Annotated in this window: 23 protein-coding genes; 17 read left to right on the top strand and 6 right to left on the bottom strand. The window is 42.8% G+C overall.

All coding sequences use genetic code 11. From position 1 onward, the window contains the following. The first annotated feature begins 102 nt into the window (after window positions 1-102). Together D8785_RS07095 and trxA are read left to right on the top strand one after the other, a co-directional pair. Window positions 103-3,174: a CocE/NonD family hydrolase gene (locus D8785_RS07095; protein ID WP_125374955.1), complete on the top strand. Its 3,072-nt coding sequence runs from the start codon at window positions 103-105 to the stop codon at window positions 3,172-3,174. Window positions 3,175-3,267: 93 nt separating this feature from the next. Beyond that, window positions 3,268-3,582: a thioredoxin gene (gene trxA / locus D8785_RS07090; protein WP_006595996.1), complete on the top strand. Its 315-nt coding sequence runs from the start codon at window positions 3,268-3,270 to the stop codon at window positions 3,580-3,582. A gap of 363 nt (window positions 3,583-3,945) precedes the next feature. Here trxA and D8785_RS07080 read toward each other — a convergent pair whose 3' ends face one another. Continuing rightward, window positions 3,946-5,397: an alpha-amylase gene (locus tag D8785_RS07080; protein ID WP_125374954.1), complete on the bottom strand. Its 1,452-nt coding sequence runs from the start codon at window positions 5,395-5,397 to the stop codon at window positions 3,946-3,948. A 442-nt stretch (window positions 5,398-5,839) separates the two neighbouring features. On the opposite strand from D8785_RS07080, the gene D8785_RS07075 reads away from it, so the two are divergent. The 3 genes from D8785_RS07075 (at window position 5,840) to D8785_RS07065 (ending at window position 9,895) form a co-directional block, all read left to right on the top strand. After that, window positions 5,840-7,414 carry a M20/M25/M40 family metallo-hydrolase gene (locus D8785_RS07075; RefSeq protein WP_398575138.1) on the top strand — a complete coding sequence of 525 codons (1,575 nt, stop codon included), beginning with the start codon at window positions 5,840-5,842 and terminating at the stop codon, window positions 7,412-7,414. A gap of 101 nt (window positions 7,415-7,515) precedes the next feature. Beyond that, window positions 7,516-8,259: an ABC transporter ATP-binding protein gene (locus tag D8785_RS07070; RefSeq protein WP_125374952.1), complete on the top strand. Its 744-nt coding sequence runs from the start codon at window positions 7,516-7,518 to the stop codon at window positions 8,257-8,259. Beyond that, window positions 8,249-9,895, top strand: a complete 1,647-nt coding sequence (locus tag D8785_RS07065) for a hypothetical protein (RefSeq protein ID WP_125374951.1) — start codon at window positions 8,249-8,251, stop codon at window positions 9,893-9,895. The genes D8785_RS07070 and D8785_RS07065 overlap by 11 nt, the downstream gene beginning before the upstream one ends. A gap of 197 nt (window positions 9,896-10,092) precedes the next feature. Here the strand turns inward: D8785_RS07065 and D8785_RS07055 are convergent, their stop codons facing one another. Then, a complete protein-coding gene (locus tag D8785_RS07055; RefSeq protein ID WP_125374950.1) occupies window positions 10,093-10,935 on the bottom strand; it encodes a DegV family protein in 843 nt (280 codons plus the stop codon). 127 nt (window positions 10,936-11,062) lie between these two features. Here D8785_RS07055 and D8785_RS07050 point away from each other — a divergent pair, with 127 nt between their 5' ends. Beyond that, window positions 11,063-11,641, top strand: a complete 579-nt coding sequence (locus D8785_RS07050; RefSeq protein WP_125374949.1) for a TetR/AcrR family transcriptional regulator — start codon at window positions 11,063-11,065, stop codon at window positions 11,639-11,641. A gap of 24 nt (window positions 11,642-11,665) precedes the next feature. On the opposite strand, the gene D8785_RS07045 is transcribed toward D8785_RS07050, so the two are convergent. The 3 genes from D8785_RS07045 to coaA form a co-directional block, all read right to left on the bottom strand. Then, a complete protein-coding gene (locus D8785_RS07045; protein WP_023027011.1) occupies window positions 11,666-12,196 on the bottom strand; it encodes a DNA topology modulation protein in 531 nt (176 codons plus the stop codon). 65 nt (window positions 12,197-12,261) lie between these two features. Beyond that, window positions 12,262-12,510 (bottom strand): 30S ribosomal protein S20, encoded by a 249-nt coding sequence (rpsT, locus tag D8785_RS07040; protein ID WP_023027010.1) that lies wholly within the window; start codon window positions 12,508-12,510, stop codon window positions 12,262-12,264. 106 nt (window positions 12,511-12,616) lie between these two features. Next, entirely contained in the window at window positions 12,617-13,537 is a 921-nt protein-coding gene (coaA, locus tag D8785_RS07035) for a type I pantothenate kinase (protein ID WP_120701809.1), read from the bottom strand. Between the two features lie 95 nt (window positions 13,538-13,632). On the opposite strand from coaA, the gene D8785_RS07030 reads away from it, so the two are divergent. From D8785_RS07030 to D8785_RS06995, 8 genes are all read left to right on the top strand, one after another. Further along, complete coding sequence (locus tag D8785_RS07030) at window positions 13,633-14,226, top strand: class I SAM-dependent methyltransferase (RefSeq protein ID WP_125374948.1); 594 nt, start codon at window positions 13,633-13,635, stop codon at window positions 14,224-14,226. Next, entirely contained in the window at window positions 14,223-15,500 is a 1,278-nt protein-coding gene (locus D8785_RS07025; RefSeq protein ID WP_125374947.1) for a pyrimidine-nucleoside phosphorylase, read from the top strand. The genes D8785_RS07030 and D8785_RS07025 overlap by 4 nt, the downstream gene beginning before the upstream one ends. 22 nt (window positions 15,501-15,522) lie before the next feature. Further along, window positions 15,523-16,185, top strand: a complete 663-nt coding sequence (gene deoC / locus D8785_RS07020; protein ID WP_125374946.1) for a deoxyribose-phosphate aldolase — start codon at window positions 15,523-15,525, stop codon at window positions 16,183-16,185. Continuing rightward, the gene (locus D8785_RS07015; RefSeq protein ID WP_023027005.1) at window positions 16,172-16,561 is read left to right on the top strand and encodes a cytidine deaminase; all 390 of its coding nucleotides are present in this window, start codon (window positions 16,172-16,174) and stop codon (window positions 16,559-16,561) included. The genes deoC and D8785_RS07015 overlap by 14 nt, the downstream gene beginning before the upstream one ends. A 78-nt stretch (window positions 16,562-16,639) precedes the next feature. After that, window positions 16,640-17,695 (top strand): BMP family lipoprotein, encoded by a 1,056-nt coding sequence (locus D8785_RS07010; RefSeq protein ID WP_125374945.1) that lies wholly within the window; start codon window positions 16,640-16,642, stop codon window positions 17,693-17,695. 137 nt (window positions 17,696-17,832) lie between these two features. Further along, window positions 17,833-19,365, top strand: a complete 1,533-nt coding sequence (locus D8785_RS07005; RefSeq protein WP_117744414.1) for an ABC transporter ATP-binding protein — start codon at window positions 17,833-17,835, stop codon at window positions 19,363-19,365. Then, window positions 19,358-20,413: an ABC transporter permease gene (locus D8785_RS07000; RefSeq protein WP_023023702.1), complete on the top strand. Its 1,056-nt coding sequence runs from the start codon at window positions 19,358-19,360 to the stop codon at window positions 20,411-20,413. The genes D8785_RS07005 and D8785_RS07000 overlap by 8 nt, the downstream gene beginning before the upstream one ends. Window positions 20,414-20,415: 2 nt before the next feature. Then, complete coding sequence (locus D8785_RS06995; protein ID WP_125374944.1) at window positions 20,416-21,372, top strand: ABC transporter permease; 957 nt, start codon at window positions 20,416-20,418, stop codon at window positions 21,370-21,372. A gap of 58 nt (window positions 21,373-21,430) precedes the next feature. On the opposite strand, the gene D8785_RS06990 is transcribed toward D8785_RS06995, so the two are convergent. Beyond that, window positions 21,431-22,312 carry a polysaccharide deacetylase family protein gene (locus tag D8785_RS06990; RefSeq protein WP_125374943.1) on the bottom strand — a complete coding sequence of 294 codons (882 nt, stop codon included), beginning with the start codon at window positions 22,310-22,312 and terminating at the stop codon, window positions 21,431-21,433. Window positions 22,313-22,561: 249 nt separating this feature from the next. Here D8785_RS06990 and D8785_RS06985 point away from each other — a divergent pair, with 249 nt between their 5' ends. The 3 genes from D8785_RS06985 to D8785_RS06975 all read left to right on the top strand — a co-directional run bounded on the left by D8785_RS06985 (window position 22,562) and on the right by D8785_RS06975 (window position 25,811). Next, on the top strand, window positions 22,562-23,848 hold the full coding sequence (locus tag D8785_RS06985; protein WP_125374942.1) for a homoserine dehydrogenase: 1,287 nt from the start codon (window positions 22,562-22,564) through the stop codon (window positions 23,846-23,848). A 1-nt stretch (window position 23,849) separates the two neighbouring features. Continuing rightward, window positions 23,850-24,716 carry a homoserine kinase gene (thrB, locus tag D8785_RS06980; protein WP_125374941.1) on the top strand — a complete coding sequence of 289 codons (867 nt, stop codon included), beginning with the start codon at window positions 23,850-23,852 and terminating at the stop codon, window positions 24,714-24,716. 168 nt (window positions 24,717-24,884) lie between these two features. Further along, window positions 24,885-25,811 carry a hypothetical protein gene (locus tag D8785_RS06975; RefSeq protein ID WP_125374940.1) on the top strand — a complete coding sequence of 309 codons (927 nt, stop codon included), beginning with the start codon at window positions 24,885-24,887 and terminating at the stop codon, window positions 25,809-25,811. The last annotated feature ends 39 nt before the right edge of the window (window positions 25,812-25,850 follow it).

Below are 25,850 nucleotides of genomic sequence, written 5' to 3'. Positions count from 1 at the left end.
CGAGGCAAATTTGCCTCGATTTTTTTCTTGTTCAGAATTTGCTATAAAAGCGCTTACATAGTATAATAGTTGTATTGATTACAAAATAGTGAGGTCTCTTTTATGAAAAAGAAAACAGTGGTGTCCATGGTGGCTTCAAGCCTCCTGCTAGCTCCCTTTATCTTAAATCAAGTGGTGGCAGCAGATGAGAACCTACCAGAGCTTTCTCCAACGAAAGAAGTGGTGACTCAGGTGGTTCCGGAGCCTGTAGCTTCTGAAGGAGCAGCTTCCCAATCTCAAGCGGATCAGACTGCATCAGTCCCAAGTGTGGATCAAAAGAAGGAAGACGTGACTTCTGAACCAACAATAGCGAGTCCAATAGATCCGACAGAGACGGAGAAGGTCGACAAGCAAGTTGGTCAAGACAAGGATCTTACGACTGTTGAGAAAACAAATATCCCACAGGCGCCTCAAGGAACAAGCGAACAAGCTAGCCCTGCAGCTTCAACAAGAGCAGCTTCTCCAGCAACAGGACAAGCCTTAACTTCTTATACAGGCAGCTTGGTAAATAGTGATCTCAAGAACAAGGAATTAACCGTTCAAGATGCTGTTGATGAATTGCTTCAGTGGGCTGCGAAGGATCCCAAGCAGGCTGGTCAATCAGCTGTGGATCGGGAACGCTTTGCGAAGAGTTTAGGAATGATTAGCACTCAAGAAGACTTGAATCGTAAGGTCAGTCAAGAAGAGCTAACCAATATGTACAGTATTGCTAAAAAGCTCTATGATGCCTATCGCTCTGAAAAGAAAGCTCCTCTCTTTTTGAATGGGCGGGCTCAACCCATCTTCCCTTATACTACAGGGGAAAAAGCAGATGAAGACTATCACTATGAGGATAGCGAAATTGTTCGCTTCCCGGTCTATGTAGAGACCGATTATGATACAGATGGGGATGGCAAGCCTGACTTAGTCAAGGCCATTGTCCAGTTACCTAAGGCTGTGGCCAGGGGAGACTTTAAGGCGGCGACCATTCTCGAAGCGCGTCCATATGTAGCAGGAACCTTGGATGAGAACAATGTGACCCTTGAAAGCTTGGGCTTGCCGACAGATGGCTCTTACGATATGAAGAAATTGCGGGAGCAACCAGCTAAACGCCAGGCAGTCGGAAGCTCTTCGACAGTCGAAGCAGCCAAGAAAGCCAAGGCTTCGGATTGGTATTACTACAGTCCCTACGAGTACATCTATGACTACGAAAACTTGAACTGGTATGACTATTTCTTGGTCAGAGGCTATGCCTTTATCTCTAGTGCTGGTCTAGGAACTAAGGGATCAGAAGGATTCAATACGACAGGGTCTGATCTCGAAATCAATGCCTTCAAGAATATTATCGAGTGGGTCAATGGCAAGCGCAAGGCCTACACAGATAAGACTAGCAATGTCGAAATCAAGGCAGACTGGGCTACAGGAAATGTCGCCATGACCGGGCTATCCTGGGCTGGAACCACAACCTTTGGTGTCGCAAGTACAGGAGTCGAAGGTTTGAAGACCATCGTACCAGCTGCTGGGATCGCTTCTTGGTATGACTATTTTAACAGTCAAGGAACAGCCTATGGCAACCCACCATACAGTGATCTTTCTTGGTTGTCCCTCTACGTAGGGACTCGGATCCTGGATGAAGCTGACTGGGCCGGCATTTGGCAAAATTATGCCAACTACATCAACCAGCTCAACAAGGATCAAAATGCGCATGAACGCAATTATAGCGATGTCTGGAAGGAACGGGATTATACCCTCAATCCTGAAAAATTCAAGACCAGTGCCCTCCTGGTTCATGGCTTAAATGATGACAATGTCAAGACCAAGCATTTTGAACTCATGTACGATGCCCTTAAGAAGGCAGGACAAAATGTCAAACTCTATCTCCATCAAGGAGACCACGTCTATCCAGCAGCTATGTCCCGTGGTTATGGTATTCAGGCTAATGGCCAAGATTTCTATGACCTGCTCAATACCTGGTTGACCCATTACCTCTATGGAGTGGAGAATCAGGTCGAAAATCTACCAGCTGTCTTGGCGCAAAACAACTATGATCCAAGCAAGTGGACTACGTATGATAATTGGAAGACCTCGCAGCGTCTCTTCCTCAATGCTCAGTCGAAACGCTTGGAAGAAACGATTTCGAGCGATTATGCAGGAGCTGGTGTAGAAGTTGCCAAGCGCGATGAAACTGTGAGCCAAGGCTCTTCAAAAGCCAACATGACCTTTGTATCAGAAGTGACAGAAGACACTACTATCAAAGGACATATCCCTGTACACTTCAAGGCAGCCCTTGCTAAGGGGAAAGGAAAGAACTTCCAAATCAATGCTCTTTTAGTCGACGTATCGGATGAAGAATTTGATGTGGTCGGCAACGGTGGGGTTAAGGCGGATAAAAAAGCAGATGGCTTCTGGATGGGTAGTACCCTCTCTAATCTCTCTGTAGCAGAGTTTGAGACCATAAAGACAAAATACAAGGTCATTGCTAAAGGTTGGATCAACCTAGCCAATCCTGAGTCTGGCTATGATTCAGCTAGCTCAAGAAATAGCATCGAGCCAAAAGTTGGAGAATTCCACGACTATACGGTCCATCTCCAACCAAACCTTTATACGGTTAAAAAGGGCCACAAGCTAGCCCTAGTCTTCAATACTTATGATCCATCAGACCTAACTGTTGAGAATCCTTACGAAGTGACCTTCAAGACGGATTCGATCCGTGCGACAATTCCAATCGTAGAAGGTACTCGTTCACAAGTGGCTTCTTATCTTCCTCATGCCAGTGATACAGATTATGCCAATCTTCCTGAGATCCAAGGGGCAAAATTAGTAGAACCAGCAGTTCATTACATCGAAGAATACCATCTGCCAGTCCTTCCAGAGCCTGAAAGATATGATAAATCAGAGATTCCTGCTAGTCCAAATCTTCGTCCTCTCGTCAAAACGGCTGAGAAAGAAACTGCAAAACCAGAATCTCTATCTGTTGCTTATGGACAAACATTTGTCTCTGAGACGGTTAAAGAAGCAACTCCAGCACAAGAAAAAGCAGGTCAGCTTCCTCAAACAGGCACGGAAGAGGAATGGATAGGATTCTATGGGTTAGGTACCCTCCTCTTGTCTAGCCTTCTTTTCTGGAAGAAAAAGAAAGAAGATGTCCAAGGCTGAGAACGTAGCAAATATTTCTAAAAACTTGAATTTTGGTGTAGAATAGAACTATCAATAAGAGATTAGTGGAAATCACTGATCAAAGGAGGAACTATGGTACACGTACTAACAGATGCAACATTTGAACAAGAAACTAGCCAAGGTTTGGTCTTGGTCGACTTCTGGGCAACTTGGTGTGGTCCTTGCCGAATGCAGGCACCAATCCTAGAACAGTTGGCAGAAGAAATCCATGAAGATGACTTGAAAATCTTTAAGATGGATGTGGATGAAAATCCAAACACTGCTCGCAACTTCGGCATCATGTCCATCCCAACTCTCTTATTCAAGAAAGATGGCCAAGTGGTGAAACAAGTCGCTGGTGTTCATACCAAAGAACAACTCAAAGCGATTGTTGCAGAATTAAGCTAACAGAAAAGAAGCCCTTGCTTCTTAGATGATTAAACTCGTTCATTTCCAACCGAGGAAGTGAGCGAGTTTTTTCTTTCATGAAGTTGTTAACAGAATCAGATAAAGAATTGACAGCGCTTTCCTAAGGTGTTAGAATGAACCTGTAGTTTGCTATAAAATAGAAGAAAGAGAGTGGGACAGAAATCGGTCACTCGTTAGAATTCGATTTCGTCGTCCCAGCTCTGCACAGTTGAGTAGGGCTGTAATAGCTGATGAAATCAGCATAGTAGAGCCCACTCAACCACTGCGTCTTGCTCGACAATCCAAAAAAATTGAAAGGCTAGAACTTTTGTCCCAGCCTCTTCAGTCGATTTCATTTTCTAGTTAGTCTGCCAGAACCCATACGCTGACAGAGCGGTCTGAAACTGGAAAATCAGCCCAACCGTCTTCTTCAATTTGAATGGTATCTTGTTCATTTCCTAAAGCGTCGTAGTAGGTCCGTCCTGCATAGGCTTGGCCAATTTCCATCCGTTTAGCGGATGCGGCAGCATTTGAAATGACGCAGGCGATAGGAGCAGACTCTTCAGTTCCAGAGCGGGTCCAACCAATACAGTTAGGATCGTCAAAGTAGTCTCTTTGTTCACCGTAGGCTAAGTCTTTGCGGATACGAAGGAGTTGATCAAGCTCCGCTTGGAAATCTTGCTGGGCAAACTCACCTGAAATCCCGTAATAGTCTCCATAAAAGACACATGGGAGACCAGCCTCGCGAAGGAGAATGAGGGCGTAAGCAGCAGGCTTGAACCATTCACCGACTGTGGACTCTAAGGCTTGTCCTCTTTGGGTATCGTGATTATCGACAAAGGTTACCGCACTTTCTGGATGATTGCTTGCGAGAGTACCATTGAAAATAGTTGTTAAATCAAAGTTTTCCCCTTCTTGGCTCGCTCTAAAGAGGTTATGGTGGAGAGCTACATCCACTAAGTCAAATTGGTAGTCAATGCTGGCTAGGTAGTCATTGTTGCTTTGCTCGTCCCCATTCCAAAACTCACCAAATACATAGAAATCTTCTCCATACTTGTCGGTGATTTGTTGGATGAAGTTCTTCATGAAGAAGGAGTCGATGTGTTTGACCGCATCTAGACGGAAACCTTGCACTACAGTGGTTTCGATAAACCATGAAGCCCATTGGTTGAGGTTTTCGATGACTTCTGGGTGTTTAAAGTCGATATCGGCATACATGAGGTAATCGTAGTTTCCATTTTCATTGTCAACGAGATCATCATGTGCCCAACCTTTGTTGTCCCCTTGGATCTGGTAAATCCCACTTTTTTTCCGGGAAGCATCGTAGTCGGTACCGGTAAAGTGGTACCAATGCCAGTGGAAGTCATTGTAGGCTCCATTACGACCATCAAAGGTAAATTTTGTCCAACCTTTGATCGTAAAAGGCTCTGTCAAGACGATGGTCCGATCGTTAGGGTCCACTTCGACTACTTCAAATGTTTCTAAACCATCGGCAGCTGCTTTATGGTTGAGAACGACATCGGCCATGGGCTGGATTCCAGCTTCTTTTAAGGCTTGGATGGCTTGCAGATAGTCCTCTTTGAAACCATATTTGGTCCGAACAGTTCCTTTTTGGTCGAATTCTCCAAGGTCAAAAAGGTCATAGACGCCGTAGCCGACATCATTGGCAGAAGTGGCTTTAAAAGCAGGAGGCATCCAAATTTTACAAATACCCAAGTCTGCTAGGTGAGGAGCATCTGCAGCTAAGCGGGACCAGTGTTGACCATCGGAAGGTAAGTACCATTCAAAATATTGCATTAAGGTTTGATTTTCCATTTGTTCTCATCTTTCGTGAATTAATGCCTTATTTTACCAAAAATGAAAGGATAGAGCAAAGGTTTATGCTCTCGAAAGCGCTGTCTTTATGTCATGGAGGATAAATAGGCACAAAGATAGATCTCACATGAGAAAAAGAAGGGAATTTGGAAACATAATGAGGAACTATTTTTCATTTTGCTTCAAGTTCACTTAATCTGTCTTAGAAGACCCTGCAGGTCGAAAAAGTGTCTCCATCAATTGATTTACAGGAAGGAAAGTCCAGAGATTTTTCCCTGCTGTAAGTTTAGTTGTGATCCTGTTTGAAAGCAGGTTGAAGGTCCTAGAATAGAGGTAATATAGACTCTTTCTAGGAGAGATAGCTATTATCATTAAAAGGAGGTCTCCATTGAGATCCATAGAAAAGTTCCAAGAACAAATTGCCACTATATTTCAAGAAGCTATGGCAATTCCCAGCTTTACCAATACCGAAAGTGAGCGCGCCATTGAGGATTATTTAGACCAGCGAATTGGTGCTATTCCATATTTTCAGACTCACCTCCATCACTTTGGTCGCTACCCTCTTCCCAATGATCATCTCCATCGGAGTGTCAACTGGGCTTTGGTCGATAAGGGAAAGAAAAAGACAGTGATTCTTTTTCACCACCACGATACGGTAGATCTAGAAGATTACGGTCCCCTAGCACCTATAGCTTTGGATTCTGAGGCACTGGTTCAAGCCTTAAAGGACCTCGATTTTCGATCAGAAATGCAGGAGGATCTAAATTCTCGCCAATGGCAATTCGGACGAGGTTCTTGTGACATGAAGGCGGCCTTAGCGCTCCAGCTAGGAGTCCTAGAAGCCTATGCCTCAGATCTAGCTGGAGGTCAGGTTAATTTGCTTTATCTATCTGTGGGAGATGAGGAGTCTTATTCACGTGGGATGAGAGGAGCCTTGGGTCTACTCTGTCAGTTAAAAGATGAGTTTGACTTGGACTATGTGTTAGCAGTGGATTCAGAGCCCTTTGAAGCAGGGAGTGACAAGGAGAAAGTTCTTCATATCGGAACGGTTGGCAAGCTGATGCCAGTCGTTGTCGCCCAAGGAGTTTTGTCTCATATGAAAGAGCCCCTCAAAGGAATCAACGCCCTCTCTCTCCTAATAGCAGTCGCATCAAAATTGGACCTTCACCCAGACTTATCTGATCATGCTCTGGGTGAGCGGTCTCCCCTTCCTTCTTGGTCATATCTGAGGGATTTGAAGGATCAATATGATGTGTCGACTGTCCTTCATGCTGCCGGCTATTTCAGCGTTCTGCATCTGAAAAAGACCCCTCAAGAATTGTTGCAACGCATCAAAGAGTTGAGCCAGGAAGCAGTCGATGAATTTTATGTCAAATACCTGTCCCTTCAGGACCAAGCAGGGCAAGACCATGTGATCTCTCAGCCAAGGGTGATCAGCTATCAAGAATTGCTGGATCGTTGCCAAAAGAAGGAAGGATTTTCAAGCTTCCAAGACCAGTGTGAGCAAAGAGCCTATCAAGCTTTCTTATCAGGAGTCAGCTATCAAATCATTGCCATCCAGCAGATTCAAAGTTTCTTAGAGTTTTTGAGTGAGAAAAAACCTCTGGTGGTTATAGGCTTTGCTCCACCTTATTACCCTTCTATGAATTGTCGGTCTTTACCGAATATCAGTCTAAAAATTGGTAGTCTAGTAGATGATTATCGCCACTATTTGGAAAGCAGGGGCTTGTCACTGAAGGTGGAAGAGTACTTCATGGGCATTTGCGACACCAGTTATTGTGCCTTGGAGAGAGATTTAGCAAGCTATCAAGTCGTATTGGATAGTTTAGCTAGTCCTTCTCAAGTTTACGAGTTGGATCTCGAAAACATTGCACAGATCCAAGTGCCTGCGGTCAATTTAGGGCCTTGGGGCAAGGAACTTCACCAAAGAGGGGAGCGGGTCTTTAGGGAGGATCTCCTAGATACCATTCCTAGTTATCTCTTTGGCCTTCTCTACCACTTGGATGAATTGCTCTAATACTTGAGTTTTCCATTGACAAAAGAGGAAAAGAGGCATAAAATATAGGGTAAAATAAGTACACCGTTTTCCTTCATCAGGGAAGTGGAATAGGAGAAGCTATGATTGAATTTCAAGGAGTCACAAAAGATTACGATGGGCATCTGGCCTTGAACCACTTGAATCTGACCATTGAAGATGGGCAAATTGTCGGCTTGATTGGCCATAATGGTGCTGGAAAATCAACGACCATTAAGAGCCTGGTCAGTGTCATTACACCGACGACAGGTAGCATTCTAGTCGATGGGAAGGATCTCTACAGCAATCGATTAGAAATCAAAAAGAAAATTGGTTATGTAGCCGATTCGCCAGATCTTTTTCTACGTTTGACAGCCAATGAATTTTGGGAGTTGGTTGCTACTTCCTATGATATGAGCCAAGAGGAATGTGATCAGCGCTTGGAGCAGTTGCTCAATCTTTTTGACTTTACTAGTCATCGCTATGAGGTCATCGAGTCTTTCTCTCATGGGATGCGCCAGAAGGTCTTTGTTATCGGAGCTCTCCTATCTGATCCAGCCATCTGGGTTCTAGATGAGCCAATGACTGGTTTGGATCCACAAGCCTCCTATGACCTGAAGCAGATGATGCGGGAACATGCAGATAAGGGGAATACCGTTATCTTTTCAACCCATGTCCTCGAAGTGGCAGAGCAACTCTGTGATAAGATTGCCATCCTGAAGAAGGGAAACCTCATCTTTTATGGAACCATCGAGGAACTGAAGGGACAACACCCAGAACAAAGTCTAGAGTCCATCTATCTTGGACTTGCTGGTCGAAGAGAAGAGGTGAGTCCAGATGCGTCTTAAGATGGTTCGTCGCCTAGTGGATGTCAACATCATCTATGCTACTCAACCTGCACAATTAGCGAAATTTCGTAAGAAGCAGGAAAAGAATCCGACTAGAAAGGTGAATGTTTCTGCCCAGTCCATTCGGACCTATATTTTTATTGGTCTTCTTTATCTTTTCCTTTTTGGGATTCTCTCGAGTGCCAATAATTTCGTCTCTAGCCCTGGTCCCTTTGTCAATATGATTACACTCTTTGGGCTCTTGACGATCTCCCAAGGCTTGATGAGTTTTTACAATGTTTTTTACGAGAGCAAGGATTTGCAATTTTACCGTCCTTATGCTTTTTCGGATGCAGAAGTCATTGCAGGAAAGAGTATTTCAGTCATTTTAGTGCTCTTGATGGCCTTGCTTCCAATGATCAGTTATTTCATCATCCTGCCTATCCAAGCAGGGGGAAATATCCTAGTGGGGCTCTTTCTTGGCCTTCTTTGTGCCATGATTCTCCTCTCCATCCTCTTCTTGGGCACCTTGTTCTTATCCCACTTGATTACCAAATCGGCTATCTTTAAGAAGCACACGAGTTTGGTGTCAAACGTCATCATTGGCTTGAGTAGTCTTATTTCCATTGGAGCTTATCTCTATATCAATATGCTCCAATCAGAGCATTCGGTAGCTGGTGATCTGGTTACTCAACCAAGTATTTTCCCTCCGATAGAGGTCTTTCATACCTTTATCTTGAATCCTTTGGATTCAGGTGCTCTGCTTGGGATGTTGGCTTGGGTCCTGGTTTTAGCAGTCCTCATTTTACTGGTCAAAAGTCAGGTCTTGCCTCATTTCTATGATGCTGCCCTTGAGGTTTCTTCCAGCCATGCGGTCAAGGAGCGGGTGAGCCAGATGAAGGTAGGAGATCAGAAGGCCTTCCATCGCTTTACCGTTTCCTATCATAAACGGCTTCTGAGTGATGGTACCTTGCTGACGCAGGTCATCTTTATGATGGCGATCTTTCCTTATCTTTTCACCTTTGGCTTGTTTTTAGGGGCATCGCGAGCTTCCCTTCAAATTGAAAACTACCTCACGCCCCAATATTTACTTCCTTTGTCTCTTATCGCTTTCATGATCGGAGTATTCAACTCTGTAGAAAGCTTGACCAGTATCGGGATTTCCTTGGAGCGGGAAAATTTCGCTTATCTTCGTGCCCTTCCGATTGATTTTAAACACTATTGTTTGAAGAAGTTTTGGATTCTCTTTTCTGTTCAGTCTGCTTTGCCGATTGTGCTTTTAGTAGGGGTGTCCAGTTACTTTGGGGTTCATCCCCTCTCTCTTCTAGCTATGCTTTTGATTTGGTTTTTGACCAGTTTGAGTTTGAGTGTGATCGCTTTTCGACGAGACTACAAGCTCTTAACGACCAATTGGTCGACTGTAACGGATCTGATGAACCGGAATAGAGGAAATGCTGCCTTAAGAGGGTTGTTGATTTTCGTCTTTATTATCGTCATGCTCGTCCTAATAGGCTTTACTTTCTATCTATCCGCTGAGGCTTTCACCACCTTGATTGCAAGTGTGATTTATCTTCTCATCGCGGGTATTGGAACTCTTGCGACTTATCTTATTTATAAGAATACTTTCTACAAATTTAACCAAGAAATTGGTGAATAAAAAAGAGAGTGGGATAGAAATCGGTCATTCGTTAGAATTCGATTTCGTCGTCCCACCTCCGCACAGTTGAGTAGGGCTGTAAAAGTTGATGAAATCAGCGTAGTAGAGCCCACTCAACCACTGCGTCTTGCTCGACAATCCAAGGACAATTGAGAGGCTAGGACTTTTGTCCCAGCCTCTTTTGAATTTATGTTGATTTAGATTTCATAGCCGATTAAGAGGCCGCCTTCTTCAGCATAGAAGCTACATAGACCAGAGGTCGGAAGGACTTCGATATCCGCATTGGCGTATTTTTCATGGACCAAAGCAGAGAGTTGTTCTACGAATTTATCATTGCGACGGTGAGCGATGGTGATATGCCCCCCCTTGTAGCCAGCTTTGAGCATTTCTTCAAAAGTAGTGGAAATAGCTTTCTTTTGGCCACGGGCTTTATGGAGAAGCTCAAGGGTCCCGGTATCGCTGGCTTGACCGACCATACGGATATTTAAGAGACCGACAACGGTTCCGATAATTTTATTGAGTCGACCATTTTTGACCAAATTATCGACCTTAGCAAGGACAAAGATCAGTTTGGTTTTCTCTTGGTATTTGGTGATGACTTCGACCACTTGATCAAAGTCAAGGTCTTGGGCAATTAATTGATGGAGTTTGCGAATGATTAAATCCACTTCACCACCAGCTGATAAGCTATCAATCACGTGAATGTTGGTAGTCGGATGATCTTCTTGATAAAGTTTTTTAGCGACTTGAGCACTATTGTGGCTACCAGACAAAGTACCAGTGATGGTAACAACGATAATATTGTCAGCTCCCTCAAAGGCTCTCATATAGTCATCAGGACTAGGACAAGCTGATTTGGAAGCAGTAGTCGTTGCATACATATCTTCCATCATTTTATCTGTATCCAGATTCGCGTCGTCTGTATAGATGCTCTCACCAACTTGAATGGTAAGGGGAACTGAAACAAAGCTAGTATCTGGTGCAGCACTTTCATAAGTACGATAATCACAGCCAGAATCTGCAATAATTTTCCATGTCATTTTTATTACCTCAAAATGTAAATAATTGTTCATTGACAAGTGGTTAGTCTTTTCTTACAATTATATCATGAAGTTGCATTCTCTGAAAGCAGATACATTCAGATGATACAGATAGAAAGTAAGTGTTATGGCAGAAAGAAAGATATCCGAAAAATCCTTAGAAAATTTGAAACGGTCTAACCAAGAAAGCAATGCCATCACACGGGAATCCTTGGAGATTTCCTTGCTTCAGTTGTTGGATAAAAAGGACTTGAAAAAGATTACCATTTCAGAATTGGTGGAGAGAGCAGGCGTTTCTCGTGCAGCTTTTTACCGAAATTATGAGTCAAAAGAAGAATTGCTCGAATCCATCTTCCAATCAACTGTTTCGAAGATTACCAAGTCTTTGGAAGGCTATAATTTTAAGACCGATTTGTACCAGATTTGGGTTTATCTCTTTAAAGAGGCCAAAAAGGAAGCCCGCATTATCAGCTTGGCCGTCGATTATAATTTTGAAAAACTACTCACCAAGGCTGTTTATGAATTTCTGGAAAAGAGAAGTAAAACTCAGAAATCCTCACAAGAACCAGCTAGTTATTTAAATTCCTTCCTCAGCTCAGCCATTGTCTCTGTCTTAGCTAAATGGATTAAGGATGGCATGAAGGTACCGGCGGAGAAGATGGCCTCCTTGGGTCTTCCCTTGTTTCCTCAAAAGAAAAGAAAATAAAAAATGATCTACTAGATCGAGTGATTATTTCGACTCTAGTAGGTCATTTTTGACTTTATTTAGGAAACGGTCTAGTTCTTTTTGGTTTTTGAGAGCGATGAATTTGTCTGAATAGGTTTGGCCGACAGTCTGATAGCGTGTGACCTGTCTGGCTTGGCGACCATCCCAAAGAACCCAGCGGATGAATTCCCAGTCTAATTTTTCAATGCAACCAGTTGCCATGCTGTCTCTAACTTGACCTCGGAAGTGACGGGCCCGCTTCCAAGCTCGATAAAGGCAGTTCCAACGGGAGAAATTTAGGAAAATAATCCAGTCGGACTCTTCCAATCTGCGCTCGTATTGGCACCAAGCATAGTTGCCATCAATGACCCAGTTTTCTTTGGTATCTAAAAAAGTAAGGACTTCTTGCTCCATCTTGTCAGGGTCATTGTCCTGCCAATTCGGAAGGAATTGCAGACGGTCTAGGTGAAGCAGTGAAAGTTGATAGTGATCAGCAAGGGTCTTTGCAAGAGTAGATTTTCCTGATCCAGAATAGCCGATAATCGTAATTTTCATCGTATCTCCTCATATGGAAGCAACAAAAAAAGCTCCGGAGAGCTCATTTTGTATGCAATTCTTGATTAACCAAGTTTCGCTGCAAGACGTGCTTTATCACGGCTAGCTTTGTTTTTGTGGATCAAACCTTTAGTTTCTGCTTTATCGATAGCTGAGCTAGCAGCGCGGTAAAGTTCTTCAGATGGGTTTGCTTCAAAAGCTTTGATTGCAGTACGCATAGCTGATTTTTGAGCTGAGTTTTTTTCGTTGTGTTTAACGTTCAATTCAGCGCGTTTGATAGCTGATTTAATGTTTGCCAATTTTTTCACCTCCAATGATATTCTAACTCTCTTATTATATCTGAAAACTTTTCTTTTGACAAGCCCAAACTAATTTTTCTTCGAAACGCTATCTCTTAGAGTTCGTTTTGTACTAAAACTCTTATCGCTTGAGATAGATTTCGTCGATTTCATGGTTGGCAGATTTGTGCAGAATCAGTTCAGCACGGTTCCGAGTGGGCTCGATATAGTCTTTTAGATTTAAGAGGTTGATCGACTCCCAAACCTGATGAGCGAAGGCTAGGACTTCAGCTTCTGGTTGCTTGGTAAAGCGATGGTAGTAGTTGCTTGGATCATCCTTCGCACGGTCCAACAATTTTTTAAAGCGGTCAATATACCAGGACTCAATGTTGGCAACCTCAGCATCCACATAGATGGAGAAGTCAAAGAAGTCCGTCATATAGAGGCGATCATTTTGAGGATTCTGAAAAACGTTGATCCCTTCAACAATAATGAAGTCTGCAGCTTGGATGGTTTGCTTCTGGTCAGGGACGATATCATAAATCTCGTGAGAATAAACGGGAATCTGGTAACTCTGACCATTTTTTAGCTGATTCAGGAAATCCAAGAGAAGTTCCATATCATAACTTTCAGGGAAGCCCTTGCGATTGAGAATGTCTTGTTCAATCAAGGTAGCATTGGGATATAAGAAGCCATCTGTCGTCACTAGCTCCACTGTAGAACTGGAAAAGGTTCGAGAAAGAAGGATTTGAAGGAGGCGGCTAGTCGTTGATTTGCCGACAGCCACAGACCCTGAAATGCCAATCATAAAAGGCTGTTTTTTGCTTTCCTGTTGGAGGAAGATGCCTTTAGAGAAGGCTAAGTCTTCTTTTGCTTTTTTGTAAATTTGAATTAAGTGTGTCAGGGGTAAATAAATGTCTGTTACATCTTGTAAACTAATGAGGTCATTAAAACTCTTGATGGAATTCAATTCCTCTTCAGATAGAGGAGGAGTTGATTTTCGGTGGAGATTTTGCCAAGTTTGTCGATTGATTTTTTCGAAGTGTAGAAATTCTTTATCCATTGCAAGCCTTTCCTCCATAGTGACCTTTAGTATAACAGTTTTGTTGTTTTCTGTAAACGATTTAAAAATAGGTTAAATTATGCTATAATGCTAATATGAGTAAAATGTACTATGATGAACATCCAGATGCTCAACATGATATCCATGAGTTACATGTGGTCCTTCTAGGAGAGCGGATGAAATTTTTGACGGATGCCGGTGTTTTTAGTAAGAAAATGATCGACTTTGGAAGCCAAGTCCTCTTGTCTTGTCTGTCTTTTCAGCCAGGAGAGACGGTTTTGGACATTGGTTGCGGCTATGGTCCACTTGGTCTCTCTTTGGCCAAGGCGCAAGGGGTTCATGCAACTATGGTAGACGTCAATACACGTGCCCTTGATCTGGCTCAGAAAAATGCGGCTTTCAATCAAGTTCAAGCTACTATCTTCCAATCCAATGTCTATGATCAGGTTGAGGGATGTTTTGACCATATTATCAGTAACCCTCCGATTCGAGCCGGGAAAAAGGTCGTTCATGAAGTACTTTCTGGAAGCTTTGATCATTTGAAACCTGGTGGCGATTTAACCATTGTCATTCAGAAAAAACAGGGTGCTCCAAGTGCGAAGGCAAAGATGGAAGAAGTCTTTGGAAACTGTGAAATTCTTAAAAAAGACAAGGGTTATTATATTTTAAGGAGTGAGAAAGTCACATGAGAGCTGTAGATATCATTCAGAAAAAACGTGATGGCATTGAATTGACTAAAGAAGAAATTCACTGGCTGATTGAAGGCTATGTGACTAGAACAGTACCGGACTATCAAATGGCTGCCTTTGCCATGGCGGTTTACTTCAAAGGGATGACGACGCGAGAAATCTCCGATTTGACCATGAAGATGGTGGAAACAGGGGAGCAATTCGACCTCTCTGCTATTAAAGGCATCAAGGTGGACAAACACTCGACAGGTGGTGTAGGGGATAAAGTAACGATTGTACTGGCCCCTCTAGTGGCGAGCTTTGGTGTCCCAGTAGCTAAGATGAGTGGTCGTGGCCTTGGACATACAGGGGGGACCATTGATAAGCTAGAGTCCATTAAAGGATTCCAAATCGAGCGGACTCAAGAAGAGTTTATCAAGCAAGTACAAGATATTGGACTTTCTGTTATCGGACAGTCTGACCAATTGGTCTTAGCGGATAAGCTTCTCTATGCGCTTCGGGATGTGACAGCAACAGTTGACACGATTCCCTTAATTGCGAGTTCCGTCATGAGTAAGAAGATTGCTGCTGGAGCAGATGCCATTCTTCTGGATGTGACTGTTGGAGAAGGGGCCTTTATGAAGACCATCGAAGAAGCGCGTGAACTGGCCCGCACCATGGTGGATCTTGGAAATGCTGTCGGTCGCAAGACTATTGCTGTCTTGACGGATATGAGCCAGCCTTTGGGAACCAGCATTGGGAACCGTTTGGAAATTCTTGAAGCCTTAGATATTCTTCAAGGCAAAGGTAGAGAAGACGTGACCCACTTCATTTGCGAATTGGCTCAAATTATGTTGGAGCTTGGTGGGGTGACGGCTAGCTTGGAAGAAATCAAACAACATTTGACAGCTGGCAAAGCTCTGAAGAAGTTTGAGGAAATGGTCCTTACTCAAGGTGGAGATTTGGAAGATCTCTACCGTCCAGCTCAGGTAAAAGAACAAGTACCTGTCTATGCAGAAGCGGATGGCTATATTGCAGCATTGCCTGCTATGGAACACGGACTCTTCGCAATGCGTCTGGGGGCTGGAAGAGCGGTTAAATCAGATGTTTTAGACTATGAGTCAGGGATTGTTTTTGCTAAGAAAGTCGGGGATCCTGTTCAAAAAGGGGATCTTGTTGCAACTATTTATACAAACCTAGAAATTTGTCAAAAAAACATTGCAGAATTCCAAAAAAATGTTAAAATACTAGACAAGGTTGTAAGCGTTTCAGAGATTATTGAAATCGTTTCGTAATTCGTTTAGGGGAGATTCACTAATGAAATTAAACAAATACATAGACCACACACTATTAAAACCTGATGCACAACAAGAACAAATCGAGGCTTTGATCGAAGAAGCTAAAGAATATGATTTTGCGAGTGTTTGTGTGCAACCGACCTGGGTCAACTTCGCTGCTGAAGGACTTCGGGATTCAGATGTAAAAGTGTGTACAGTGATTGGTTTTCCTCTTGGCGCGAACACACCTGCTGTTAAAGCATTTGAAACTCAAAATGCCATTCAAAATGGAGCCGATGAGATCGATATGGTCATCAATATCGGTGCCTTGAAATCAAAAAATCTTACTTTAGTAGAAGAGGATATTCAGGCTGTTGTGGATGCAAGTGGTGATCACTTGGTAAAAGTGATCATCGAAACCTGCTTATTGACTGAAACTGAAAAAATTGTAGCTTGCCAGATTGCTAAATTGGCAGGAGCAGACTTTGTCAAAACTTCAACTGGATTTTCTACTGGTGGGGCAACTGTTGAGGATGTGGCTCTCATGCGTCAGGTTGTTGGTCCTGATATGGGAGTGAAAGCATCTGGTGGGACTCGTAGCTATGAGGATGCTCAAGCCATGATCCAAGCGGGTGCTAACCGAATTGGTACTTCCTCTGGAGTAGCCATTATGAAGGGAGAAGTAGCCCATGGCGACTACTGAGTTGATTGACCTGGCTGTAAAAACAAGTGAGAATGCTTATGTACCTTATTCACATTTTCCAATCGGTGCTGTCCTTGTGACAGATGATGGAAAGCTTTATACAGGCGTCAATGTTGAAAATGCTAGCTTCGGCTTGACCAATTGTGGTGAGCGAACAGCTATCTTTAAGGCTGTTTCAGAAGGAGAGCGTTCATTTAAGGAATTAATTATTTATGGTCAGACTGAAAAACCAGTTTCACCCTGTGGTGCTTGTCGCCAGGTGATGGCTGAATTTTTCGAGCCAGACTTACCGGTTACTCTAGTAGCCAAAGATAAATCGACGGTCGTGATGACGGTCAAGGAATTGCTTCCATATTCCTTTACAGACCTTACTTAGTAACTTCTGTAAAGGCGGTCTATTGACCCTTTTATTAATCCGCAACTTAGTTGCATATCTTATTTAGGAGGTTCAGAAATGAACAAGAAACAATGGTTAGGCCTAGGTCTAGTAACTGTCGCTGCAATCGGACTTGCTGCATGTGGAAATCGTGCGTCACGCAAAGATTCTTCAGATGCAAAAACTGATTTAAAAGCTGCTATCGTTACTGACACAGGTGGTGTTGATGATAAATCATTTAACCAATCTGCATGGGAAGGTCTACAAGCTTGGGGGAAAGAAAACGGTCTTTCTAAAGATAACGGATTTACTTATTTCCAATCTACAAGTGAAGCAGATTTTGCAAATAACTTCAGCCAAGCTGCTACAAACGGCTACAAATTAGTCTACGGTGTTGGTTACAAACTTGCTCCAGCTGTAACAGCTGCGGCAGATGAAAATGCTGACATCAACTACGTTATCATTGACTCTGTTGTTGGTGATAAGAAGAACGTAGCATCTGCTGTTTTTGCGGATAATGAAGCTGCTTATCTTGCAGGGGTTGCTGCTGCCAAAACTACGAAGACAAACAAAGTTGGTTTCATCGGTGGAGCACGTGGTGAAGTTATCACTCGTTTTGAAAAAGGATTTGAAGCAGGCGTGAAGTCTGTAAACAAAGACATTTCAGTAGATGTACAATATGCTGAAGACTTCAACAACCCTGAAAAAGGTAGAACTATTGCAGCGACCCAATATGCTGCAGGAGCTGACGTCATTTACCAAGCTGCTGGTGGTACAGGAGCTGGTGTCTTCAAGGAAGCAAAAGACTTGAATGAAAAGAAAAATGATGACGAAAAAGTTTGGGTTATTGGTGTAGACCGTGACCAAGTTGACGAAGGTAAATACACTTCAAAAGATGGTAAAGAATCTAACTTCGTATTGGCTTCTACTTTGAAACAAGTTGGTAAAACTGTTCAAGAAATCGCAACTCAAACTGCTGATGGCAAATTCCCAGGTGGAAAAGTGATTACATTTGGTTTGAAAGATGGTGGTGTTGATTTGACAACTACTAATCTTTCTAAAGATGCCAAAAAAGCTGTAGAAGATGCTAAAAAACAAATTATTGATGGTAGCGTAAAAGCACCTGAGAAATAAGAACCTTCCGGAAGCGATCCATCCTTCTTGGGTCGCTTTTTTTGAGGTGTTGGGACATTTTGTCTCAATAGAACCTACTAACTTGTTTAGCAGGTCCTACTGAAATAAAATATAGTTTTCTAGAAAGGAATATTCGAATGGCACACGAAAACGTCATTGAGATGCGTGAAATTACCAAAATTTTTGGTGAATTTGTCGCAAACGACAAAATCAACCTCGAATTGCGTAAAGGTGAAATTCATGCACTTCTTGGTGAAAATGGAGCTGGGAAATCAACCCTGATGAATATGTTAGCTGGTCTTTTGGAACCAACGAGCGGAGAAATTGTGGTCAATGGAAAGTCTGAAAAACTAGATTCTCCTTCAAAAGCTGCTTCTCTAGGGATCGGGATGGTCCACCAGCACTTCATGTTGGTAGAAGCTTTCACTGTTGCAGAAAATATCATTCTTGGTAGCGAAGTAACGAATAAAGGTGTATTAGATTTGAAAAAGGCTAATGCAGATATCCTTGAGTTGTCAGAACGCTACGGCTTGGCTGTGGATCCTACAGCAAAAGTTGAAGATATTTCTGTTGGTGCTCAACAACGTGTAGAAATCTTGAAGACACTCTATCGCGGAGCTGATATTCTGATTTTCGACGAGCCCACAGCGGTGCTAACTCCTGCTGAAATTTTGGAGTTGATGGATATCATGAAAGCCCTTGTTAAAGAAGGGAAATCTATCATCCTCATCACCCACAAACTGGACGAAATTCGTGCGGTTGCGGACCGTGTCACAGTTATTCGTCGTGGGAAATCCATTCAAACCGTTAGCATCGAAGGTGCTACCAATAAAGATTTGGCAGAGATGATGGTTGGGCGCTCGGTTTCTTTCGTAACAGAAAAGGAAGAAGCGCAACCGAAAGAAGTGGTTCTTCAAATTTCTGACTTAGTCGTAAATGAAAACCGTGGAGTTCCTGCTGTCAAAGAACTATCTCTTGATGTTCGTGCAGGCGAAATTGTAGGGATTGCAGGGATTGATGGTAATGGTCAGAGTGAATTGATTCAGGCTATTACTGGACTACGCAAAGTCAAATCAGGCAGTATTAAAATTAAAGGACAAGAAGTTGTTGGCCTTTCCCCACGTAAGATTACTGAAATGAATGTCAGCCACGTTCCTGAGGATCGTCATCGTGATGGTCTTGTTCTCGAAATGATGCTTTCTGAAAACATCGCACTTCAAACTTACTACAAAGAACCACTTAGCAAAAACGGTGTTTTGAATTACAATCAAATTAATTCATATGCCCGCAAGTTGATGGAAGAATTTGATGTTCGTGCAGCCAACGAGATTGTTCCAGCAAGTGCCCTATCAGGAGGAAATCAACAAAAGGCTATTATTGCTCGTGAAGTTGATCGGAATCCAGATTTGTTAATCGTTAGCCAACCGACACGTGGATTGGACGTTGGTGCGATTGAGTACATCCATAAACGTTTGATTAGTGAACGTGATAAAGGAAAAGCCGTCCTCGTTGTCAGCTTCGAATTAGATGAAATTCTAAACCTATCAGACCGGATTGCTGTTATTCATGATGGAAAAATCCAAGGTATTGTGAAGCCATCTGAGACCAACAAACAAGAGCTTGGTATTCTAATGGCTGGTGGAGAAATCAAGGAGGCTTCAAATGAATAAAAACACAAGACAAATTGCTATTCCTTTTATTTCTGTAATCCTAGGAATCATCCTCGGGGCCATCATCATGTGGATCTTTGGTTATGATGCCCTTTGGGGTTATGAAGAACTCTTCAAGACAGCTTTTGGTTCTATTAAAAATGTGGGTGAAATTTTCCGTGCCATGGGACCACTGGTGTTGATCGCTCTCGGATTTGCAGTAGCTAGCCGGGCTGGTTTTTTCAATGTTGGCTTACCAGGACAGGCCTTGGCTGGGTGGATTGCGGCAGTATGGTTCGCTTTATCTTTCCCAGATATCCCTCGTATCTTAATGATTCCTTTAACAGTCCTTGTGGCTGCAATTGCAGGAGGTTTTGTTGGTTTGATTCCAGGTATCTTGCGAGCATTTTTAGGAACGAGTGAAGTCATTGTTACCATTATGATGAACTACATCGTCCTGTTTGCTGGAAATGAAATCATCCGGAACTTCCCTAAAAAGTTCATGGTCGATTCTGAATCCAGTATCACAGTAGGGGCAAATGCAAGTTATCGTCTAGGCTTTCTGACTGAATTAACCAAGTCACGGATGAATATCGGTATCTTTATCGCCTTGATTGCTGTTGCAGTAGTTTGGTTCATTATTAAGAAAACAACACTTGGTTTTGAAATCCGTTCCGTTGGTCTTAACCCGAATGCTTCCGATTATGCAGGGATGTCTGCTAAACGAATCATCATTCTTTCCATGGTGATTTCAGGTGCTCTCTGTGGGATCGGTGGAGCAGTAGAAGGGATTGGTACCTTCCAGAACATTTATGTTCAACCTGGTTCCTTGGCTATTGGATTTAATGGGATGGCGGTGGCCCTCCTTGCTAGCAATTCTCCTATTGGGATTGTCTTTGCGGCCTTCTTGCTTGGAACCTTGCAAACAGGTGCTCCAGGTATGACCACAGCGACCATTCCACCAGAACTTGTCAATATTGTGACAGCTTCGATTATTTTCTTTGTAAGTGCTCATTACATTATCGAAAAATACATCAAGCCTAAAAAACAAATGAAAGGAGTAGAGTAAGGATGAATACTGTTGCTATACTAACGATTCTTGTATCGAATATGCTGGTCTATGCTGCTCCCCTCATTTTCACTAGTATCGGAGGAGCCTACTCCGAACATGCTGGTGTCGTTAATGTCGGTTTGGAAGGTATCATGGTTATGGGAGCCTTCACTGGTGTCGTGTTTAACTTGACTTTTGCAAGCTCTCTTGGTGGCATGACCATCTGGCTATCTCTTCTTGCAGGTGGTTTGGTTGGACTCATTTTCTCCGCTATCCATGCTGTAGCTACTATTAACTTCCGTGCTGACCACGTGGTGAGTGGTACGGTATTGAACCTGTTGGCTCCTGCCTTAGCTGTCTTTTTGGTAAAAGCAATCTACGGAAAAGGTCAAACCAACAATATCGATTTGTCATTTGGTAAATTTGATTTTCCTTTCTTGTCTGATATCCCTGTTATTGGAGATATCTTCTTCAAGAATACAAGCTTAATGGGATATGTCGCGATTGGATTTTCATTTGTAGCCTGGTTTATCATGTTTAAAACGAAGTTTGGTCTTCGCCTTCGCTCAGTTGGTGAACATCCACAAGCTGCGGATACCCTTGGGATTAATGTTTACCTCATGCGTTACTATGGTGTGCTCATCTCTGGATTTTTAGGAGGAGTTGGGGGTGCCTTGTATGCACAATCTGCATCTGTCAATTTCTCAGCAACTACAATTGTGGGACCTGGATTTATCGCCCTAGCGGCTATGATCTTTGGTAAATGGAACCCAATCGGTGCCATGTTATCCAGTCTATTCTTTGGTCTTTCACAAGCCTTGGCGGTTGTGTCTACGCAGATTCCTTTCCTTGCCCATATTCCAGGAGTCTACCTCCGTATTGCGCCGTATGTATTGACCATCATCGTCCTAGCAGCCTTCTTTGGTAAGTCGGTTGCACCAAAAGCAGATGGTGTGAACTACATCAAGTCTAAGTAAAAGCCTCCTTTATGGAAAAAGAAAGCACGAGTCGCTCGGACTCGTGCTTTTTGTATGCTTATGGATTGGTTTGCATTTCTGCAAGTAGGTTTTCTGCTGTCGTAGTAGGCAAGATCCGCAGACGTTTTAGTGAGTAGAGGCCATCATCTAAACTAGCTAGTCCATTGTTGGTTGTCAAGCCCATTTTGTAGCCATTGGTTTTTGCTAGTTCCATGGTGACGTCAGAGTAGCGACCAGCGGGGTAGACAATGGTGGTCGTGGTTTGATTGAGTTTCTTGTCTAATACTTGTTTGGAATTGGCTAGTTCAGCTTTTTGAGTGGCAGTATCTGATTGGGCCAAATCTGGGTGGGATACCGTATGGCTCTCAAAAGTAAGGCCTTGTGCTTTCATTTCTTTGATTTGATCAAAGGTTAGAACGCTTGGTTTTTCCTTTTCAGAAAATGAAGTAATGATATTATTGGTTGCGGTCATTTGGTATTTTTTTAGGAGTGGATAGACTATGGTATAAAAGTCTGAAATTCCATCATCGAACGTCAACCAAACGACTTTGCCACCTTCAGGCAGTTCATTTTTTGTAAGGGCGCGATAAGCTTCTTCGGGCGTCAGGGTGTAGTAACCGGCCTCTTTTAAGGCTTTGAGATGACTCTCGAAGGTTTCTGGTGCTACAATGAGGTTGGCATTGGCCTCTTCCGAAGGGGCCATCGTGTGAACAGCGTGGTACATGAGAATCGGGATTTTTACAGGTTGCTCTTGTTTTACCCATTTGGTAGTAGACCCTTGCTGGCTCATCGTCTGACTTGTATTTGTTTCTTGCTTGTCAGCAATAGTCCCCTGTTTTAACAGGAGGAACCCTAAAAAGAATATGCAAGACAGAAGAAAAGCATTTAACATCAGTAGTAATCGTATTTTCTTTGGGACACGTCTTTTTCGGTGATTCATAGAGATCCCCTTTCTTTATCAATATCATTATATCATAGGGTCATGAAATCTCTTAAAGACAAAGTTACAAATGGCTTAAAATTTCAGGAGATCTAGGCTGTTTTTGAAGGCATGGAATGCTAGTTGGTTTGATGAGAAGATTTTAATCTGGGTGAGAAGTGTTCTTCTAGAGGAAGAGAACCATAGAACTAGTCAGAAGGCCCTAGTTTTTGATATAATGGAATATATTAGATTTTTAAGGAGACCAATATGTCTGTTAAAATTGCCTTACTAGGATTTGGTACAGTTGCTAGTGGCGTACCATTTTTATTAAAAGAAAATCATGAAAAGATCAGTCAGGCCGCTCAGGATGACATTGAGATTGCTAAGGTCTTGGTTCGCGATGATGCGGAGAAAGAAAGCTTGCAAGCAGCTGGCCATGACTACAATTTTGTAACCAATGTCGATGAGATCATTGAAGACAAAGATATTGCTATCGTGGTTGAGTTGATGGGCCGGATTGAGCCAGCCAAGACCTTTATCACCCGCGCTCTTGAAGCAGGAAAGCACGTGGTCTCTGCCAACAAAGACCTCCTTGCGGTTCATGGAAGCGAGTTGCTGGAGATTGCAAAAGAACACCAAGTAGCCCTTTATTATGAAGCTGCCGTAGCGGGTGGAATTCCAATCCTTCGGACCTTGGTGAATTCCTTGGCATCTGACAAGGTGACCAAAGTTCTCGGTGTGGTCAATGGTACTTCTAACTTTATGATGACCAAAATGGTCGAAGAAGGCTGGACTTATGAAGATGCTTTAGCAGAAGCACAACGACTTGGTTACGCTGAAAGTGACCCGACCAATGACGTTGAAGGAATCGATGCAGCTTATAAGATGGTGATTTTGAGCCAATTTGCCTTTGGGATGAACATCCAATTTGACCAAGTAGGGCACAAAGGGATCAGCCAAATCACTCCTCAAGATGTCTCAGTAGCCCAAAGCCTTGGTTATGTGATCAAGTTGGTCGGCTCGATTGTTGAAACAGAGTCAGGGATTGCAGCAGAAGTGACACCAACCTTCCTTCCTAAAGAACATCCACTTGCTAGCGTGAACGACGTCATGAATGCGGTCTATGTGGAATCGATCGGGATTGGTGAGTCTATGTACTATGGACCAGGGGCAGGTCAAAAACCAACTGCGACTAGTGTTGTAGCTGACATCGTTCGCATTGTTCGTCGTTTGAATGAAGGAACAATCGGTAAAGCCTTCAACGAATACAGCCGCCCGCTTCAATTGGCTAAGCCTGAAGATGTGAAGAACAATTATTACTTCTCAATCAAGGCACCAGATGCGACTGGTCAAATCTTACGTCTTGCGGAGATCTTTAATGCAGAAGGAGCTTCCTTCAAGCAAATCCTTCAAGAAGACTCAGATGGTCAATTTGCAAGTGTGGTTATCATTACCCACCAAGTCAACCAGACGCAATTCAAGAACTTGGTTGAAAAACTGGATTCAGAGCCGAATTTCAAACTTATGAATACCTTTAAAGTATTGGGAGAATAAGATGAGAATTACAGTACCAGCGACTAGTGCCAATGTAGGGCCAGGATTTGATTCTGTTGGGATCGCTGTTTCTAAGTATTTGACCATTGATGTGCTAGAAGCGCAAGAAAACTGGTGGATTGAACATGATTTAGGAGAGGAGATTCCAAGCGATGAAGAGAATCTCTTGCTTCAAACTGCTCTCCAAGTCGCATCCGATTTGCCTCCTCATCGTCTCAAGATGACTAGTGAAGTGCCTTTGGCGCGTGGTCTTGGTTCCTCTAGCTCTGTTATTGTAGCGGGGATTGAGTTGGCTAATCAACTGGGCAACTTATGCCTTAGCGATGAAGATAAACTAGAGATCGCGACAAAAATCGAAGGTCATCCGGATAATGTAGCGCCAGCTATTTTTGGAAATCTGGTCGTGGCAAGCTATGTGGATCAGGAGACCCATCATTTGGTTCTTCCATTTCCTGAGTGTGCACTAGTGGCCTTTGTTCCGAATTACGAACTCAAGACCAGCGATAGCCGAAATGTCCTTCCTAGTGAATGGTCTTATAAGGAAGCCGTGGCAGCCAGTTCGATTGCAAACGTGGCCATTGCTGCTCTTGCTAAGGGGGACTTAAGAGTCGCAGGAAAAGCCATCGAAGGCGATCGCTTCCATGAACGCTACCGTCAACAACTAGTTGCAGAGTTCCCTCAAGTGAAAGAGGTTGCGCATCAACATAAAGCTTATGCGACTTACCTTTCTGGTGCAGGTCCAACCATTATGACCTTGCTCCCAGTTGAACATGCAGAAGCCTTTGCCAAAGACTTGGAGTCTAAGGCTTTAAATGGTCAGGTTTTCTCATTAAAGATTGACACAACTGGTGTGAAGGTAGAAGCTTAGTGAATCTTGATTCAAAGAAAAAAATGATTAGATAGGCTAAATTAGTCTATCTAATTTTATTTATCTATGATAAAATAGTTTTATAAATCATTTGTCTATCAAATTATTTTAGGATAATAAACAATTATTCAAAAGATAGATAGAAATGTAAAGGAGATTGTAATTCTAATGAAAGACTTTGAACGTCATCAACTTGCTACGGAACTTGGATTCCAGTTTGATCCTCAAACCTCATCTATTTATGGTGAAAACTCTGGGTATTTCTTTTTAATGAGAGAGACAGACACAAAAAATGTCTTCACCATTGCTCTTTCTGTTTCTCGTGATGATGCGGAAGATGCAGCGGCTCAACTGCAGCAAATGGTGAAAGAATCTTCTGTTCTGAAGAGCGTTAGCCTCAACCAATATGTCACAACTTTCACTGTAAAAGCTGGGATGAGCAAGGCAAAAACGATTGAGAATATTCACCAAGCCTTAACAGAAATCCTGCAATTTTTACAAACCAATGGTTTCTACACTGTATGTGGCTACTCTGGTGAAAAAGGTCCGGTTGGTCTCTACCAGATTGGAGATTCCCTCTTCTTGATGAATGAAGAAAACTATCAAATTGTGAGTTCCCAACTAAAAATTGAAACCGATTCATATAATAGTCAGAAAGAAAATGTCCTTCTTGGATCAGTCGGTGCCTTTATTGGTGCCATTATCGGAGGAGCTGTGACTCTTTTTATTGCCCGTCTCGGCTACGTAGCTTTTTATGCTGGTTTCATCCTTGGGATCTGTGTTGTCAAAGGCTATGAGATCTTAGGGAAGAAATTTAGCAAACTTGGTGCAGTTATTTCTAGTATCCTCTTGTTGGTGACTGTTGTTCTCGTTCACCAATTTGACTATGCCTTAGAAGCAGTTAAACAGCTTGGACTCGACTTTAGTGATGGATTTGATTTGATCAACTCCCTTGTTCTAAATGGTGAAGCACCTGATAAATACTTCTTTAACTTCTTTATGTTGGCAGTCTTTACCATTATTGGGGGTGGGGTTGCGATTAGCTCAGCCTTGTCCACTCAGCAAACACGTGGGATTGCACGTAAGATTGGCTAATTTAATAAATCATTGTTTAAAAGAATTAAAACAGAAATG

It is taken from the genome of Streptococcus australis, assembly GCF_003943615.1.
GTDB classification, from domain to species: Bacteria; Bacillota; Bacilli; order Lactobacillales; family Streptococcaceae; genus Streptococcus; species Streptococcus australis_C.
This window is presented reverse-complemented; position numbering and strand designations above follow the sequence as displayed.